Below are 16,654 nucleotides of genomic sequence, written 5' to 3' on the forward strand. Positions count from 1 at the left end.
CAAATCACCACTTTCAACCAACAAGATATGAGGACCAATTTATTCTTTACTGCTTTATTTTTTCATCTCACTATATTTTCACAACAATATGAACATATAAAAGGCATAGTGTTAGATAATGAAACGAATAAGGGCATTCCATCAGTACATGTTTCTGTTAATAATGGAGAGTTAGTAACGATAACTAACTCCGATGGAGAGTTTATTATAAAATCAGACAATCCAATTAAGAGATTATTATTTTCTCACCTGGGGTATAATCCCAGATCAATTGATTCTCAAGAGATATCCAAATCAGTCAATATCAAATTAGAACCCAGAAGCCAGCAATTAAAAGAGGTAGTTGTGGTTGGCTCAACTGCAAGAAAAATTGTAGAACAGGCAATCGATAATATTAAAAACAATCATTTTATTGAACCTGTTAATTATGCGTTCTTCACGAGAATAATTCACTATACTAAAGATAGTTCTCTACATTTTATCAATGAGCACGTTGGTCATATTTCACAGAATAAAATCCACAATAGCAAATTCGGCTTACTAAAAAGCAGAATGAATTACTTTTCTGCTGTAGGTGAAGAATTATTAAAAAAATACCGGTTAATTTCTTTGACAGAAATGTACACTGACAATCTAGGTAAATACCAGGAAGATTATATTCATCATCGCCGCAATAAAGCTTATAGTTATACATTTAAAGATGACATTAATATCATGGGTAGAGAATGCTATCAAATAGCATTTACAACAGATGAAAAAACTTACTACAAAAGTGGAATTTTAGTAATTGATAAGAAGGACTATGGCATTCATAAAAAAATATTGACTTATGGAGATTATAAAGAAATTAATTTTAACAGGCATGCTGGCCACTACTATCTAAGTTCGACCCATTACATCAAAAAAAGATCTTCATATATTGAAGAAAGATATACTATATATAATAAAGGCCCGCAAAAAGATAATCTGGAATATGTAAGTAAAATGTCTTTAACACCAAAATTTACCAGGAAATATTCTAAAGAATTTGATGATGAATTCTGGAAAGAATTCAACTTTATACCGTTACCTGGATGGATTAAAACTCAAATAGAAACTACTCCATAATAAATAAGATTTAAAGCCCTGGTTCTTGTCTCCACGAGCCAGTTTTTTCAACTATCTTATACCATTAACTGATTTGCCTTCCTAAAAAGGCTTTACAATCAACCCTGCAACTAGGCTTTGTTCACAAATCAAAATCAACTAATTTGGATCAAAACAACCGGTTAAAATTCTAACACCATGAACCCTCAATATTTTAAAGTCAAAATAGAAAACAAAATTGCCAACGTAGCTTTCAACAGACCAGAAAAGTCAAACGCCCTGCATATGGATGCCTGGATTGAAATGAAAGATATATTTAATTTCCTTTCTGGTAATGAAGAAACCCGGGCGATCATCCTTTCAGGCGAAGGAAATAACTTTTGTGCAGGTATAGATCTGGAATTATTAATGTCAGTAAACGAACTGAGAAATATCGATTGCTCCGGAAGAAGAAGTGAAAAGATCAGAAGCTTGGTGTTAACACTTCAGGAAACAGTTACCGCTATTGAAAATTGCTCAAAGCCAGTCCTGGCAGCTATTCACAAGGGCTGCATCGGTGGTGGTGTTGATATCATATCAGCCTGCGACATGAGATATTGTAGTGATGATGCATACTTTACAATTAAGGAAATCGATTTGGGAATGGTCGCTGATTTAGGTACCCTGCAACGACTTCCAAAGCTAATTTCCCCGGGTATGGTTGCAGAAATGGCATACACTGGAAGAAAAGTCACCGGACAAGAAGCCCAGAATATCGGATTAGTAAATCAATGCTATTCATCAAAGGAAGAAATGATGGAATATGTACAGCAGACAGCTCAAAATATTGCGGCGAAGTCTCCCCTGTCAATTCGAGGAACAAAAGAGGTATTAAAATATACCAGGGATCATTCAGTTGAAGATTCGTTGAATTATATGGCTACCTGGAATGCAGCCATGTTTTTATCGGATGATCTCACAGAAGCTTTCAAAGCCACCATGGAAAAGAGGCAGCCAAACTTTAAAGATTAATTGCTCATTTAACTATTCGAAATAATAAATCTGAAATTGTATTATTCTTTAATACAATACTTTATGAATGATTCATTCGCAGCTCGTCCCGACCACATTGTTTTATTTCTAATCAAAACATATTATTTTCGGATTTCAATAAAAAATAAATGATGACTACAATACCCAAATTAAAACAACTTATACCGATCTTAATTGGTGTGTTTGCCATGGTCAGCTGTAACCAGGAAACCAATCAAACTGAAGAAAAGGACATGAGTGATATTAACAATCCTCTACTCAAAGAATGGACAGGCCCTTATGGTGGTGTTCCGGCATTTGACAAGGTTAAAATAGAAGATGTAAAGCCTGCCATGCTTAAAGGAATGGAACTTAGCCTCGAAGATATCGATGCCATTGCCAAAAACCCTGAGGATCCGACCTTCGAAAATACCATTGAAGAAATGGAAAGGTCAGGTAAAGAATTAGACAGAGCATTTGCCTATTATGGCATTCTTAGCAGCAATATGTCTACTCCTGAATTTAGAGAAATACAAACTGAGTTAGCTCCACTATTTTCAGAGTATCAATCTAAAATCACTCAGAACGACACCCTTTTCCAGCGAATTAAAGCAGTTTATGATGCTTCCCTGGAAAACCCGCTACCTGAAGACCAACAACGGGTTGTTGACCTTATTTATACTCGGTTTGCAATGAACGGTGCAGAATTGGATGCTGAGAAAAAAGAAAGATATGCTGCGATTAACAAAGAATTATCAGGGCTTTATACCAAATTTTCGAACAACGTATTACACGATGAAGAAAATTATGTCACTTACCTGAATGAAGATCAATTAGGCGGATTATCAGATGCTTTCATTAAATCTGCGGCTAAGATCGCAGCCGATAAAGGCCAGGAAGGAAAATACGCCATTACAAACACCCGATCTTCAATGGATCCGTTCCTGACATTTTCGACTGAAAGAGACCTGCGCGAAAAGGTATGGACGAATTATTACTCCAGAGGTGATAATGCCGACGAATATGACAATAATGAAATAATTGCGGAAATATTAAAATTGCGTCGGGAGCGTGTTGAGCTGCTTGGTTATGACAATTATGCAGAATGGCGACTACAGGACAGAATGGCTAAAAACCCTGAAAACGCCATGGATCTGATGATGGCTGTCTGGCCCGCTGCAATTGCCAGGGTTGAAGAAGAAGTTGCCGATATGCAGGCAATAGCTGACGAAAGAGGTGACAACATTACTATTAAGCCATGGGATTATCGATTTTACGCTGAAAAAGTCAGAAAGAAAAAGTATGATCTGAATTCTGAAGAAGTAAAACAATATCTTCAATTAGATAAGCTTACAGAAGCTATGCATTATGTAGCAGGCAGGTTGTTTAACTACAACTTCACTCCTGTTCCGGAAGGAAAAGTGCCTGTTTACCATGAAGACGTAAAGGTATGGGAAGTAACAGATAAAGAAACTGGTGAAAATATCGGCCTTTGGTATCTCGACCCATATGCAAGAGAAGGTAAAAGATCAGGAGCCTGGGCAAATACTTTCAGAAGCTACACTACCTTTGATGGTAAAGAAAATGTGTTGGCTACAAACAATTCAAACTTTATAAAGCCTGCACCGGGAGAGCCTGTGCTTGTTTCATGGGATGATGCGACAACGTTCTTTCACGAATTTGGCCATGCTTTACACTTCTTTTCATCAAACGTAAAGTATCCAACCCTAAATAGTGGAGTAAGAGATTATACTGAGTTCCAGTCTCAATTACTCGAACGATGGTTATCGACAGATGACGTCATAAACAATTACCTGGTGCATTATGAAACCGGTGAACCAATGCCAAAGGAGTTAGTGACAAAGATTAAGAATGCTGCAACCTTCAACCAGGGTTTTGCAACCACAGAATATTTAGCTTCAGCAATAATTGATATGAAATTACATCTCGCTGATCCTGCAGATATTGACGTAGACAAATTCGAAAAAGAAACACTCGAAGAACTTAATATGCCGGAAGAGTTGGTGATGCGTCATCGCACCCCTCATTTTGGTCATGTATTCTCAGGTGAAGGATATGCAACAGCTTATTATGGTTACATGTGGGCAGACGTTTTAACATCAGATGCTGCCGAAGCCTTTGAAGAAGCCCCTGGAGGGTTTTATGATGAGGAAATGGCTCAGAAACTCGTGAAATATCTTTTTGCACCAAGAAACTCTATGGACCCGGCTGAAGCCTACAGGTTATTCAGAGGACGGGATGCAGAAATTGATGCGTTAATGCGAGACAGAGGTTTTCCGGTTCCAGAGAAATAATAAATTATTTATTAATGCTTAATGCAAAAGGAGAGATCAAAACTATTCGATCTCTCCTTTTATATTTCGCACCCTCATCTATTATTTTCCTTTTGGAGGTATCGGATCAGGAACAATATTACTTACCGGTTCTTTACTTTTTAAATAGGCAAATATTGACTTTAAGTCTTGATCAGTAAAGTTTTTATAGTGCTCCCAGGGCATCGGTGGTAGTAATGGCCGGCTTCCTTCAACCCCTTTTAATATTCCCTTTTTAATGCATGTTAAAAACTGTTCTTCAGTCCAATTACCGATCCCTGTTTCATCAGGAGTTAAATTGGAAGCAAAAGATGTACCCCAAGGGCCGGTAGCTGATGTAAGCCCGACAGAAAACAAGACATATCCTTTTGCTGTTTCCTTATCATAAGGCGGTAATTTTTCATCGGCAGGATGACCGGATAATTCTCTTGTCGGGTCTACCTTAATTCCTTCCGGAGTGAAAATTTTCGGGGAATGACAGTCGTGACAACCATTAGTACTGACAAGGTACTCTCCTCTTTCAACAGGATTAAATGCCTCCGTTACTAATGGCTCTAATGATTCTACGATAGAGGCATTATCCTCTTTATTTGAATTGCATCCAGTAATCGAAATACACAATGCTAATCCAAAAATTGCGATTTTTGATTTTAAATGGTTCATCTGTGATGTGTAGTGGCATATTAGTGATGCTATTTATTATAAACATACTAATTAAACTAAGAATAATTATAATTCAACATAAATATAAATAAATAAATAATTCATTTAACTGCTTAGAGTCAATAAGAATTTAAAGAACTTTCGATCGGACAATAATTGAGTTAATAAAAACCAATTGCATCATCTGAAATAATATGGTATATTCGATTTCTATAATTATCCTGCTTACCACTTTTCAAATGAATAAGATGAATAGAATTATCCTTTCCCTTCTTTTCCTGACAAGCATCGGTTTATACGCACAAAAACCTGCAGATTTTCTTTCTTCAGACTTCCATAAAGAAAGAAGAGAGATTCTTCGGGAAAAATTGCCTGAAAACAGCGTCGCTGTCTTTTTCTCCAATCCGATAAGAAACAGGGCTAATGATGTTAATTACAAGTACCATCAGGATCCTAATTTTTATTACCTGACCGGCCACAGAGCACCTCATGCCCTTCTAATGATATTTTCAGAAGAACAGGAGATCAATGGACAAAATGTAAATGAATTGCTTTTTGTAAGAGGCCGAAATGCATTAATGGAATTATACGATGGTGATAGGATCAGCCCGGAAGAAGCGAGAAAAGAACTAAAAATTTCAATGGTCAAACAAACCCCTGACTTTAAGGACTTTTCGATAGATTTTAGTCAGTTTGACCATGTGTTATTCTATGAATTTAAAGATGATGTAAGAAACACGAAAGAGGAAGGAGATCTATATGATCTGATCGATCAATTTAAAACCAAAGTTAAACATCCGGATAAGCAGCCTCCAACCCTGCATATGGAAGACCTTCCCAATAATTTGAATACCACTTTACTGGACAAACTTCTGGCTCCTATGAGAGGCATTAAAACAGAAGAAGAGTTAGATCTATTGCGAAAAGCAGTGAAGATATCTGCTCTGGGACAATCTGAGGTAATGAAGGCTATGAGACCTGGAATGTCTGAATTGGAAGTTCAGGGAATGCACGAATTCATCTACAAGAAATACAAAGCCGAATACGAAGGTTATCCAAGTATTGTTGGTGCAGGACATAATGGTTGTGTTTTACATTATATTGATAACTACAACCCTTCTATTGAAGATGGCGAATTAATACTTATGGATCTTGGGGCTGAGTACCATGGCTATACCGCTGATGTCACTCGTACAATACCCGTTAATGGTAAGTTTACTAAAGAACAGAAACAAATTTATAACCTGGTATATGAAGCGCAGGAAGCGGCTATGGCAATAGCAAAGCCAGGTGTACCTTTTAAAGCTCTTTATGACACCACATTAGCAGTAGTAAACAGAGGCCTGCTTGAGCTTGGAATTGTAGAAAACTTAAGTGAGGAAGAACTAATTAATCCTGCAACAGGCAGACACTGGTACTACCCACATGGTTGTTGTCACCATATCGGCCTTGATGTGCATGACATGGGGACTTATGATGTTTTACAAGAGGGAATGGTTATCACGATCGAACCAGGTATATATATTCCGGAAGGAAGTCCATGTGACAAGAAATGGTGGAATATACCTGTTAGAATTGAAGATGACTACCTGATCACATCAGAAAGTATCGAGCTATTATCAGATGATGCCCCGAGAAAGAGCGAGGAGATCGAAGTATTAATGCAACAGGAAAGTGCTTTCAGTCAATTTAATTTACCGACCCTCGAAGAAGAATAACAATTCAAATTATAGGAGCAAACCAGCTATTTTTTTATGAAGAACTTGTTTTTCATCATATTAACTCTATCCGTATCATTTAATATTTTGAGCCAGCACACAGGCTTTGAAAATTATCCGGATACAATCAATAAAAAAAGACTCAATACTACAATTGGAATTGAAGTTGGATCATATCTTGCTGGCATTTCTTTCCTACAGTATGTCTGGTATAAAGATCATAAAAGAGTCCCTTTTCATTTTTATGACGATTCAAAAGGATACTTACAAATGGACAAATTCGGTCATGCATATGGCGCATACCGGTATAGTTATTCAGCATATTATGGTTTACGGATGGCAGGTGTGAGCAAGAAAAAAGCACTGATTTACGGAGGACCTGTCGGATTGATATTTCAAACCCCTATTGAAGTCTTTGATGGAATGTATGAAGGATGGGGATTTTCCTGGTATGATATGATAGCGAATACCCTGGGATCAGCACTTTTTGTAGTGCAAGAAGCTGCTTTTGATGATCAAATATTTCTAATGAAATTCTCTTATTCCCCAGTATCTACCCTTCTTATCATCCTACTCTGGGTGAAAATCATATTCAACGTTTTTTCATGGACTATAATGGACATACATATTGGTTATCCGGTAATCTTCACAAATTAACTGGAATCGAAGGTATCCCTCCATGGCTGAATATTGCTTTTGGATATAGTGCTAATGGCATGATCCACGAATTTGATAATCCTGAATATTACCAGGGGGAACCGTTTCCTCATTTGGACAGGTACAGGCAATTTATGTTTTCCCTGGATATTGACTTAACAAAAATCCACACCAATAAAAAATGGTTACGAGGTCTGTTCAGGGCGCTTAACCTGGTTAAAATACCTTTCCCTGCATTGGAAATAAACAGAATCGATGGGTTGAAATTCAGACCATTATATTTTTAGATTTAGGCGGAAAATAATTTACCAGTTATTATCTTTTGGAAGATTCCGTGAAAAATATAACCTAAAGCCATATTCCCCGGCATTAAAAAAAGAGATAGTAATTATGAAAAATAAATTCTCGATTTTCTCAAGCCTGATATTATTAATCGGAAATTTTTCTTTTGGGCAGGATATTTATGATAAAAATGAAAATGTAGATATTCAGCATTATGTATTTAACCTGGAATTGAATGATAGCACAAATGCGATAGCCGGAGAGGCATTTGTCACTGTAAACTTCAAAGAAGAAACAGATCAGTTTTCACTGGATCTTATTCAGAAATCAGGTAAATACGGGATGGAAGTCTCATCTGTCTTTGAAGGTGATAAGGAATCAACTTATCAATACATTAACAATAAACTAGTAATATCTCCGGAAGAAGGTGATTCAAAAACCAGAACCTATCGAATAAAATATCATGGTATTCCCGAGAGAGGTCTGGTTATCGACACAACTAAATATGGTCGCCGTTCATTTTTGGTGATAATTGGCCTAACCTTGCCAGACACTGGCTTCCCTCAGTTGATCATCCATATGATAAAGCCTCAATAACATTCGGTATTACGGCACCGGAATGTTATGATGTAGTAGCAACCGGTATAAAAATCGAAGAAAGTAATTTGGGTAACGGATATAAGCTTACCACCTATCACGAGCCTGCACCAGTTGCAATGAAAGTAGTAACGATTGGAGTGACAAAATTTGCCACCAGGTCACTCGGTATGGTAAATGACATTCCGATTTCAGCCTGGGTATATCCGGAAAACAGGCTGGATGGATTCAATGATTATGCAGTCGCTACTGATGTGATGTCTTATTTCATTGATAATATTGGTCCCTATGCTTATGCAAAACTCGCCAATATGCAGGCAAAAACTCAATGGGGTGGATTAGAAAATGCCGGGACCATTGCCTATTTTGAAAATTCAGTAACGGGAAATAAGGAAGTTGAAGGTCTGATCGCTCATGAAATTGCCCACCAGTGGTTTGGTAACTCTGCAACAGAAAAAAGCTGGAATCACGTATGGCTAAGTGAAGGATTTGCTACATACTTCACTATACTCTACCTGGAAAGCGTTTACGGCAATGAAAGAAGAAAAAAAGAGCTAAAAACGGATAAAAAAGAAATAATTGACTATTACAAAATTAACCCCTCTCCCATTATAGACCTCTCCATAAAAGATCCGATGAAGGTCTTGAGTAAGAACACATACGAAAAAGCTGGTTGGGTATTAAATATGTTAAGACATAAATTAGGTGATGAGGTCTTTTGGAATGGGATAAGGCAATATTATAAGACGTACGCTAATTCTAATGTTTTGACTGAGGATTTCAGAACGGTAATGGAAAATGTTTCAGGAGAAAATCTCGAGTCCTTCTTTAATCAATGGCTTTTTATCGAAGGTCACCCTGTTGTTAAATGGAACTGGAAATATAAAAACGAAAAAATAAAAATCTCGATTGAGCAAATACAAGACCATCACACATTTAATTTCCCACTGGAAATTGGCGTATTCTATGGGGAAACAATGAAAACAGAAACCCTACAGATCGATTCAAAATCAGAAAAACTTGATATATCTACAGATAAAAAACCGGATAAAATCCTTTTAGATCCTGAAAGCTGGTTGCTCTTTGAAGAAAACTGAATGTACAATCATCATTAGCTAAGCCATTTAATCAGCAATAATAATATTGAGATATACCATTAGAATGTTTTGGTATCTTAGATTATATCAAGATTGAAATATACACCATGCCTTTTGGATATATTGCCCCATATCCTTTCGGGGCTACATATATATATTTCGGAAGAGATAATAAAATTTAATCCTTAATGAAAACCCCCGATCTTAAACCAGAAATTATAATCGCACTCATAGTTAGTTTATTTCTATATTCTAATTGTACCAGTCCCACAGACAATAATGACACTTCAAACCAAAATAAAATCGATGTAAAGATTGATAGTATTTTAAACAAAATGTCAATCGATGAAAAAATTGGTCAACTAGCTCTAAGAGGCACTAGCAGTAGTGAGAAAGGAGCACTACCTGAAGAATTACTATCCAGTGTGAGAAAAGGAGAAATCGGTGCCTTTTTAAATGTAATGGATACTACAAATATTCGAAAACTCCAGGAAATAGCTGTCAATGAAAGTAAACATGGTATTCCATTGCTCTTTGCGCGAGATGTAATTCATGGCTTCAAGACAATTTTCCCGATCCCCCTGGGACAGGCTGCATCATTTAATCCCGAACTGGTCGAAGAAGGCAGCAGGATTGCTGCCCTTGAAGCGAGCTCCGTTGGAATCAGATGGACATTTGCTCCCATGTTGGATATTTGTCAGGATAGTCGCTGGGGAAGGATTGCGGAATCCCCGGAGAAGACCCTTACCTGGCCAGTGTTTTAGCCAAAGCATATATCAGGGGGTTCCAGGGCGAAGATCTTTCAGATCCGACCCGAATAGCGGCTTGTGCCAAGCATTTTATCGGATATGGTGCTGCAATTGGAGGCCGGGATTATAATACTGCCATCATAAGCACCGAACAACTTTATAACTTATATCTGCCTCCATTTAAAGAAGCAGTTGAAAATAATGTGGCAACCTTCATGTCTTCTTTTAATGAAGTGAATGGTTTACCGGCAACAGGTAACAGAAAATTATTAACTGATATCCTTCGTACTGAACTCGGTTTTGACGGATTCGTAGTATCAGACTGGAATTCTGTCACTGAAATGATTGCGCATGGTTTTGCAATGGACAGCAAACAGGCCGCAGAACTTGCCGCAAAAGCAGGCTTAGATATGGAAATGACTTCAAAGGGCTATGAAATATTCTTAAAAGATTTAATTGAAGAAGGAGTTATTCCTGAGGAACGATTAGATTTTTATGTCAGCAATATTCTGCGAATTAAGTTTAGAATGGGCCTTTTTGAAAACCCCTATATTCCAAATGATCACCCGGGATCTTTTTATGCTGAAGAAAATATGATAAAAGCAAAAAATGCAGCAATTGAAGGGTCTGTACTTTTAAGGAATGAGGGAATTTTACCGTTGAATTCTGATGCAAAAATACTTTTGACAGGCCCGCTGGCAGATCAGGGCCGTGAGCAATTGGGTACCTGGACCTTTGACGGAGAAGGCGACCCTTCTATTACTCCAAAAGAAGCAATAGAAGATGCAATTTTTATAGAAGGCCTGAGTTATAGTCGGGATAAAAGCAGAGAGAATTTTGATAAGGTAATCGCAGCAGCTAAGAAATCTGATGTAATCGTATTTGTCGGTGGTGAGGAAGCGATTTTGTCCGGAGAGGCACATTCAAGGGCAAATATTAAACTACCTGGTGTACAAGAAGAATTAATTTTAAAATTAGCTGAATTGAATAAGCCGGTTATCCTGGTATTAATGGCCGGAAGGCCAATAAACATTACCGATTATATTGACGATCTGGATGCGGTATTAATGATGTGGCATCCCGGAACTATGGGTGGGGCGGCTTTAAAGGAAATACTATACGGAACATCTGAACCTACAGGCAGGCTACCAGTGAGCTGGCCAAAAGCAGCAGGACAGCTACCCTATTTTTATAATCATAAAAGTACCGGCAGGCCGGCTAATCCGGACAAATTTGTAAGCATGGAAGAGATCCCCATTGGTGCTTGGCAAAGCAGTCTGGGAAATGAATCTCACTACCTTGACCTGGGATTTGATCCGCTCTTCCCTTTCGGTTTTGGATTAACATATGGAGATATTGAGTACGGAGCAATATCTATTAGTGATAGTGAAATTTCAAAAGATGAAGGATTTACTATTTCAATTGACATTACCAATACCGGAAATCGAAATACTTCCGAAGTAGTTCAGCTATATGCTCATGATAAGTTTGGTAGAATCACACGTCCGGTCAGGGAACTTAAAAGGTTTAAAAAGATCCAACTCAATCCTGGTGAAGGTCAAAGAGTTGAATTCAACTTAAATTACCGGGACTTCCAGTATTATGACAATGAAGGGAAATTATCTCTTGAACCGGGAGAAATTGATTTATATATTGGGGCTAATTCTGATACTCAAAATAAAACTACAATTAATATCCTTCAGGAAATCAAAGAATGAAATCCATTTATGTAACTCTGAAAATTTTTTGGTTAATTAATATAATTGGTTTTGTTTTATTTGTTTCCTGCTCATCAGAAACAAAAATAACATTACCTGAAACTGATATTACCAATGCCTCAGTTATTCCAAAGCCATTAAAAATAATTCGTTCAGATCAAGGTTTTGCACTTGATAAATATACAGCATTAATAATTGATGATCTCTCTCCTGATATATTGGAAACCGGACAATATTTGGTTGGTAAAATAAAATTAAAAACAGGATTAACTGTTTCATCGATACCTCTAAATAATACGAAGTCAATTATTAGAATATATAAATCTGATATTAAATCTGAAAATGATGAAGCATATGAGCTGGAAATAAAAAAGGACACAATAAATCTGAGTGCAAATACTGCTACCGGAATTTTTCGGGGTATTCAAACCATTAGACAACTTATTCCTGAAATGCCTAATGATAGTCTTTCAAGCCACAACATATGGATCATCCCCGGAGGGAAAATAATAGATGAACCTCAATACGAATACAGGAGTACGATGCTCGATGTTTCAAGGCACTTCTTCGATGTTGATTATGTCAAAAAGTATATCGAGGTTCTTGCCTATTACAAGATAAACATCTTGCATTTGCATTTATCTGATGATCAGGGCTGGCGTATTGAAATAAAATCCTGGCCTAAATTAACCGAAATCGGAGGAAGTACCGAAGTTGGTGGTGGACCAGGTGGCTTTTATACTCAGGAAGATTACAAGGATATTGTTGCTCATGCTAAAGCTCATCATATTACAATCGTCCCTGAAATAGATATGCCCGGACACACGAACGCTGCATCTGCTTCTTATCCTATTTTAAACGGTAATGGTCAGACTCCTAAACTTTATACTGGCACCAAGGTAGGTTTCAGTACATTCGACACCAGAAGCGATACGGTTTATTTATTTATTGATGATGTAATAAGAGAAATTTCCTCCATGACACCCGGGCCCTACTTTCATATTGGTGGTGATGAAAGTCATGTGACAAAAAAAGAGGATTACCTCTATTTTATAAAAAGGGTAGAAAGTATTGTCCAGAAATGCAACAAGAGAATGATTGGCTGGGATGAGGTAGCAAAATCAGATCTGGATTCTACAACGATTGTTCAATTTTGGAATAACCGGGAAAATGCTAAGTTAGCAGTAGAAAAAAATATGAAAGTAATCTTATCTCCTGCTAACAAGGCATATCTGGATATGAAATATGATTCATTAACAAAAATCGGTTATGACTGGGCAGGACTAATTCCATTAGATACTGCATACATCTGGAATCCGGAAGATTATATCCCTGATAAGTATATTCTCGGAATTGACGCACCATTATGGTCAGAAACTTTTGATACTACCAGTGATTTAGAACTTCTCGCTTTTCCACGTTTAATAGGCTATGCGGAACTGGGATGGACCACAAGTGGAAACAGAGATTGGAAAGATTACAGATCAAGACTAGCGGGTCAAGCTGATTTTCTAAAGAGAATGGATATTAATTATTATCGATCACCATTGATTGAGTGGTGAAATTGATAGCAGAAAATTCTAAACTTTATTTAAATATAAAAAATCACTGGTAACCAGTGATACTAATTTCAATTCAAAAAAAAGCTGATGATCTAATGTTCATCAGCCTAAAAATTCATAGTATTATATTATTACATTTCTTTTTCAACTTCTGCAGTCCATTGGCTTATAGTAACCAACTTTCCATCCTTAAAAGTAAATACTTCAAAAAGCCTTATATAAGAATCATCGCCCTCTTTTGAATTGATTGTTTCGTATGAATCAATAATAACTTTTTTAATGCTTGTATCTTCTACCTCAAGCGGTATAATCTCACTAACTGCCCAATCGACTGAATCTGCACTATCAAAAAAACCCTTCATAGAATCTTCCGTGAGCTTCCTGACATTCCCATCTGCTGCATACATTGTTACAGTATCAGCAGAATTCTCCCAGATGGCAGCGGCATCCATATCGTTAAAATCATCAATTATTTTCATCATCTGATCCATCTCGTTTCCTTTAGCAATCATCATTTCTTTACCTTTATGATCACCGGTAAATATCATCGCACCGTCTGGATTTCCATATGATGGGATAGCTTCAATTTCTTCATTAAGGTCAGCGGTCCATTGCCTGACTCCTGCCATTACTCCATCTTCGAAAGTAAATTCTTCAACAAGCCTCATTTTCATCGCTTCACCGTTTTTCATATATGCTTTTTCACGGGTTAAAACAATGATCTTCACGACATCTTCACCAACTATCTCTAGTGGTACCATAGCATCAATTACCCAGTTTACAGAGTCAAGGGATGAAAAATATCCCGTCATTTCTTCTTTCGTCAGCTTGGTTTTAGTTCCGTCAAACGATAATACAGAAACACTATCTGCAGAATTTTTCCAGATTTTCTCCACATCCATTTCATTGTAGCTCTTGATTACATCCATCATTTTATCGATTTCATTTCCCTGAGCTATCGCAAATTCTTTACCTCCATATTCGCCACCAAGGATCATTCCCCCGGTATGAACCTGCACTGAATCTTCCTCTGTTTCGGATTGATCGTCTTCTGATTGATTTTCATTTGATTGGCAGGATACGATAAACATGACAAAAGCTGCCATGGTGAATAGGCTTATATAATATTTCATAACGTGTGATAAGGTTTTATTATAATTTAAAGTTAAAATATAAGCATTCCAACTGTTACTTTGAATTAATAAATTACAGCTCATCAATAACGGTATCGATTATTAGTATTCATAATGGATACGTTTCTAAAAGTGTGGAACAGCTTTCAAGCAACCAATTATATAATAACAAAATGTACATGATCTAACACTCTTAATCTATTCACTAACATCTTTATTAACTCTATTCATATGTTAACTAACTTTTAAAAAACTAATAAGTGAATTATCTACTATAAATATAGTATATATAAAAACTTTATAGTAGATTAGCATAAGTTTAAAGAAATAAACAATGCAGGAGTTAACAAAAGCACAGGAAGATATACTCAAAGCGCTATGGAAAATCGATGATGGAGCTGTGAGTGATATATTGGACCAGATACCCGAACCTAAACCAGCATACAACACTGTTGCCACAGTTGTTAAAGTGTTAGAAAAAAAGGGATATGTCGACCATAAAACCTATGGAAAAACGAATGTTTATTTCCCTCTGATTTCTCAGGACACTTATGCAAAAAAGTTAATGAAGTCGACTATTGGTAGCTTCTTTAATGGATCAATAAAGCAAATGGTTTCTCATTTTGTGAAAGATAAAGATATAAATATCCACGAACTGGAATCACTTAAAGAAATGATTGAAAAGGAAATTAAAACTCAAAAGAAATAACATGTCATTTATATTTTATATTCTTATTTCTTCTGTAAGCCTCGGAATATTTTTCCTGATATATAAACTGGTCTTTAATGAAAAAACTCCATTAAAGATTCACAGGATGTATCTACTTATTGGGCTGATAATTTCCGCATTAATTCCACTACAACCCTGGACAATTGACTCGATAAATCCTGTAAATAATTTTGCACAAAACTTAAGTTTCTTGAATTCAATTGATGCCACAACCGGCTCATTGGATAGCACTGAGGAGTATGCAGAAATCAATATAATTGATATTTTATTCTGGATTTATATCACAATACTGGTAATTCTTCTATCAAAATCACTGATCAGTTTAGGAAGAATTCTTTACTTGTATCTAACATCTAAAAAAGAGGAGAACAAGGGCTATACATTAATCCATACGGAAAAAATCAACACTCCATTCTCCTTTTTTAAGTGGGTATTTATTCCCTGTAAGGGGCTAAAACCGGAAGAGAAACATAGTATTCTGATACATGAAGAAACACATGCTATAAATTTTCATTCAATTGATGTTTTACTATGTCGGGTTACCACAGCTGTTTTTTGGTTTAACCCTGTGATCTGGTTTTATAAAAGTGAACTTGAGCTAATTCATGAATACGAGGCTGATCAAGGAGTTATTAAAACAGGTGTAGATAAACTGCAATATCAAATCTCTCTTATAAATCAAATCTCAGAAGAAAAACTCATTAACGTGTCTTCTAATTTTAATCAATCACTAATCAAAAAAAGAATGATCATGATGAATAAAAATGTAAAAATCAAAAATTCAAATAGCTTAAAAGCTCTTATATTGATTCCTATTACCTTATTGTTAGTTGTTGGCGTTGCCTGTGCAAAGGAAGATCAGGTAAACTCTCCGTTACAACTTGAATCTGAGCTAATGGAAAATGCAGTATTTTATGTTGATGGTAAAAAAGTTCCAACTATCGGTAACATTGACAAATCAAAAATTTTATCGGTTGATGTAAGTAAAGAGAATGGAGAGAAAAAGGTATCAATTTATACAAAAGACACTGATAAACAACAAGATCCTCAAAAAGTATTATTCATAGTAGATGGAGAAAAAAAACCAAAAGGTTACGAACCTAAAGAACTTGATCCTGACCAAATTGAATCAATCAAAGTAATTAAAACAAAAGAAATAATTAAAGAATATACCGATGAGGAATACGATGGTATAATCTTAATTACGACTAAATAACTTTAACAATACTAGAGTAAATTTCCTCCTTTAAATTAAGGAGGAAATTTACTATTTTAGAGACTTTAGAAAGGGTCTATTCTCAAGCTAAAACTTTACCTG

General features: G+C 36.2%; 15 protein-coding genes. 13 read left to right on the top strand and 2 right to left on the bottom strand.

Features of this window, described 5'->3' with window-relative positions; all coding sequences use genetic code 11:
* Nucleotides 1–27 precede the first annotated feature (27 nt).
* From DCC35_RS13360 to DCC35_RS13370, 3 genes are all read left to right on the top strand, one after another.
* Nucleotides 28–1,107, top strand: a complete 1,080-nt coding sequence (locus DCC35_RS13360; protein ID WP_137091280.1) for a carboxypeptidase-like regulatory domain-containing protein — start codon at nt 28–30, stop codon at nt 1,105–1,107.
* 177 nt (nt 1,108–1,284) lie between these two features.
* Nucleotides 1,285–2,097, top strand: coding sequence for a crotonase/enoyl-CoA hydratase family protein (locus DCC35_RS13365; protein ID WP_137091281.1), 813 nt, complete (start codon nt 1,285–1,287; stop codon nt 2,095–2,097).
* A 149-nt stretch (nt 2,098–2,246) separates the two neighbouring features.
* Nucleotides 2,247–4,412, top strand: coding sequence for a M3 family metallopeptidase (locus DCC35_RS13370; protein ID WP_246070014.1), 2,166 nt, complete (start codon nt 2,247–2,249; stop codon nt 4,410–4,412).
* Nucleotides 4,413–4,493: 81 nt separating this feature from the next.
* On the opposite strand, the gene DCC35_RS13375 is transcribed toward DCC35_RS13370, so the two are convergent.
* Complete coding sequence (locus DCC35_RS13375) at nt 4,494–5,093, bottom strand: diheme cytochrome c-553 (protein ID WP_137091282.1); 600 nt, start codon at nt 5,091–5,093, stop codon at nt 4,494–4,496.
* A gap of 248 nt (nt 5,094–5,341) precedes the next feature.
* On the opposite strand from DCC35_RS13375, the gene DCC35_RS13380 reads away from it, so the two are divergent.
* The 8 genes from DCC35_RS13380 to DCC35_RS13405 all read left to right on the top strand — a co-directional run bounded on the left by DCC35_RS13380 (nt 5,342) and on the right by DCC35_RS13405 (nt 13,473).
* Complete coding sequence (locus tag DCC35_RS13380; RefSeq protein WP_137091283.1) at nt 5,342–6,811, top strand: aminopeptidase P family protein; 1,470 nt, start codon at nt 5,342–5,344, stop codon at nt 6,809–6,811.
* Nucleotides 6,812–6,847: 36 nt separating this feature from the next.
* Nucleotides 6,848–7,468: a DUF2279 domain-containing protein gene (locus DCC35_RS13385; protein WP_137091284.1), complete on the top strand. Its 621-nt coding sequence runs from the start codon at nt 6,848–6,850 to the stop codon at nt 7,466–7,468.
* A complete protein-coding gene (locus DCC35_RS13390; RefSeq protein WP_137091285.1) occupies nt 7,417–7,755 on the top strand; it encodes a hypothetical protein in 339 nt (112 codons plus the stop codon). Before DCC35_RS13385 ends, DCC35_RS13390 begins: the two co-directional genes overlap by 52 nt.
* 103 nt (nt 7,756–7,858) lie before the next feature.
* Nucleotides 7,859–8,347, top strand: a complete 489-nt coding sequence (locus tag DCC35_RS20980) for a gluzincin family metallopeptidase (RefSeq protein ID WP_217495842.1) — start codon at nt 7,859–7,861, stop codon at nt 8,345–8,347.
* Nucleotides 8,348–8,415: 68 nt separating this feature from the next.
* The gene (locus DCC35_RS20985) at nt 8,416–9,444 is read left to right on the top strand and encodes a M1 family aminopeptidase (protein WP_217495843.1); all 1,029 of its coding nucleotides are present in this window, start codon (nt 8,416–8,418) and stop codon (nt 9,442–9,444) included.
* A 188-nt stretch (nt 9,445–9,632) separates the two neighbouring features.
* Nucleotides 9,633–10,208, top strand: a complete 576-nt coding sequence (locus DCC35_RS21560; RefSeq protein ID WP_217495844.1) for a glycoside hydrolase family 3 N-terminal domain-containing protein — start codon at nt 9,633–9,635, stop codon at nt 10,206–10,208.
* Nucleotides 10,209–10,219: 11 nt separating this feature from the next.
* Complete coding sequence (locus tag DCC35_RS13400) at nt 10,220–11,911, top strand: glycoside hydrolase family 3 C-terminal domain-containing protein (protein WP_262710392.1); 1,692 nt, start codon at nt 10,220–10,222, stop codon at nt 11,909–11,911.
* A complete protein-coding gene (locus tag DCC35_RS13405; protein ID WP_137091286.1) occupies nt 11,908–13,473 on the top strand; it encodes a family 20 glycosylhydrolase in 1,566 nt (521 codons plus the stop codon). Before DCC35_RS13400 ends, DCC35_RS13405 begins: the two co-directional genes overlap by 4 nt.
* A 131-nt stretch (nt 13,474–13,604) precedes the next feature.
* Here the strand turns inward: DCC35_RS13405 and DCC35_RS13410 are convergent, their stop codons facing one another.
* A complete protein-coding gene (locus DCC35_RS13410) occupies nt 13,605–14,606 on the bottom strand; it encodes a hypothetical protein (RefSeq protein WP_137091287.1) in 1,002 nt (333 codons plus the stop codon).
* A 334-nt stretch (nt 14,607–14,940) separates the two neighbouring features.
* On the opposite strand from DCC35_RS13410, the gene DCC35_RS13415 reads away from it, so the two are divergent.
* Nucleotides 14,941–15,315: a BlaI/MecI/CopY family transcriptional regulator gene (locus DCC35_RS13415; protein WP_137091288.1), complete on the top strand. Its 375-nt coding sequence runs from the start codon at nt 14,941–14,943 to the stop codon at nt 15,313–15,315.
* 1 nt (nt 15,316) lies between these two features.
* Complete coding sequence (locus DCC35_RS13420; protein WP_137091289.1) at nt 15,317–16,552, top strand: M56 family metallopeptidase; 1,236 nt, start codon at nt 15,317–15,319, stop codon at nt 16,550–16,552.
* Nucleotides 16,553–16,654 lie beyond the last annotated feature (102 nt).

Origin of the sequence: Mangrovivirga cuniculi (assembly GCF_005166025.1) — a bacterium.
Lineage (GTDB): Bacteria > Bacteroidota > Bacteroidia > Cytophagales > Cyclobacteriaceae > Mangrovivirga > Mangrovivirga cuniculi.

What these genes read in the sequence shown, in the direction of transcription:
- DCC35_RS13390 (WP_137091285.1), top strand. Translation starts at nt 7,417, where the DNA reads ATGGACTATAATGGACATACATATTGGTTATCCGGTAATCTTCACAAA.
- DCC35_RS13420 (WP_137091289.1), top strand. Translation starts at nt 15,317, where the DNA reads ATGTCATTTATATTTTATATTCTTATTTCTTCTGTAAGCCTCGGAATA.
- DCC35_RS13410 (WP_137091287.1), bottom strand. Translation starts at nt 14,606, where the DNA reads ATGAAATATTATATAAGCCTATTCACCATGGCAGCTTTTGTCATGTTT.
- DCC35_RS21560 (WP_217495844.1), top strand. Translation starts at nt 9,633, where the DNA reads ATGAAAACCCCCGATCTTAAACCAGAAATTATAATCGCACTCATAGTT.
- DCC35_RS13380 (WP_137091283.1), top strand. Translation starts at nt 5,342, where the DNA reads ATGAATAGAATTATCCTTTCCCTTCTTTTCCTGACAAGCATCGGTTTA.
- DCC35_RS13385 (WP_137091284.1), top strand. Translation starts at nt 6,848, where the DNA reads ATGAAGAACTTGTTTTTCATCATATTAACTCTATCCGTATCATTTAAT.
- DCC35_RS13375 (WP_137091282.1), bottom strand. Translation starts at nt 5,093, where the DNA reads ATGAACCATTTAAAATCAAAAATCGCAATTTTTGGATTAGCATTGTGT.
- DCC35_RS13370 (WP_246070014.1), top strand. Translation starts at nt 2,247, where the DNA reads ATGATGACTACAATACCCAAATTAAAACAACTTATACCGATCTTAATT.
- DCC35_RS13405 (WP_137091286.1), top strand. Translation starts at nt 11,908, where the DNA reads ATGAAATCCATTTATGTAACTCTGAAAATTTTTTGGTTAATTAATATA.
- DCC35_RS13365 (WP_137091281.1), top strand. Translation starts at nt 1,285, where the DNA reads ATGAACCCTCAATATTTTAAAGTCAAAATAGAAAACAAAATTGCCAAC.
- DCC35_RS20980 (WP_217495842.1), top strand. Translation starts at nt 7,859, where the DNA reads ATGAAAAATAAATTCTCGATTTTCTCAAGCCTGATATTATTAATCGGA.
- DCC35_RS13415 (WP_137091288.1), top strand. Translation starts at nt 14,941, where the DNA reads ATGCAGGAGTTAACAAAAGCACAGGAAGATATACTCAAAGCGCTATGG.
- DCC35_RS13360 (WP_137091280.1), top strand. Translation starts at nt 28, where the DNA reads ATGAGGACCAATTTATTCTTTACTGCTTTATTTTTTCATCTCACTATA.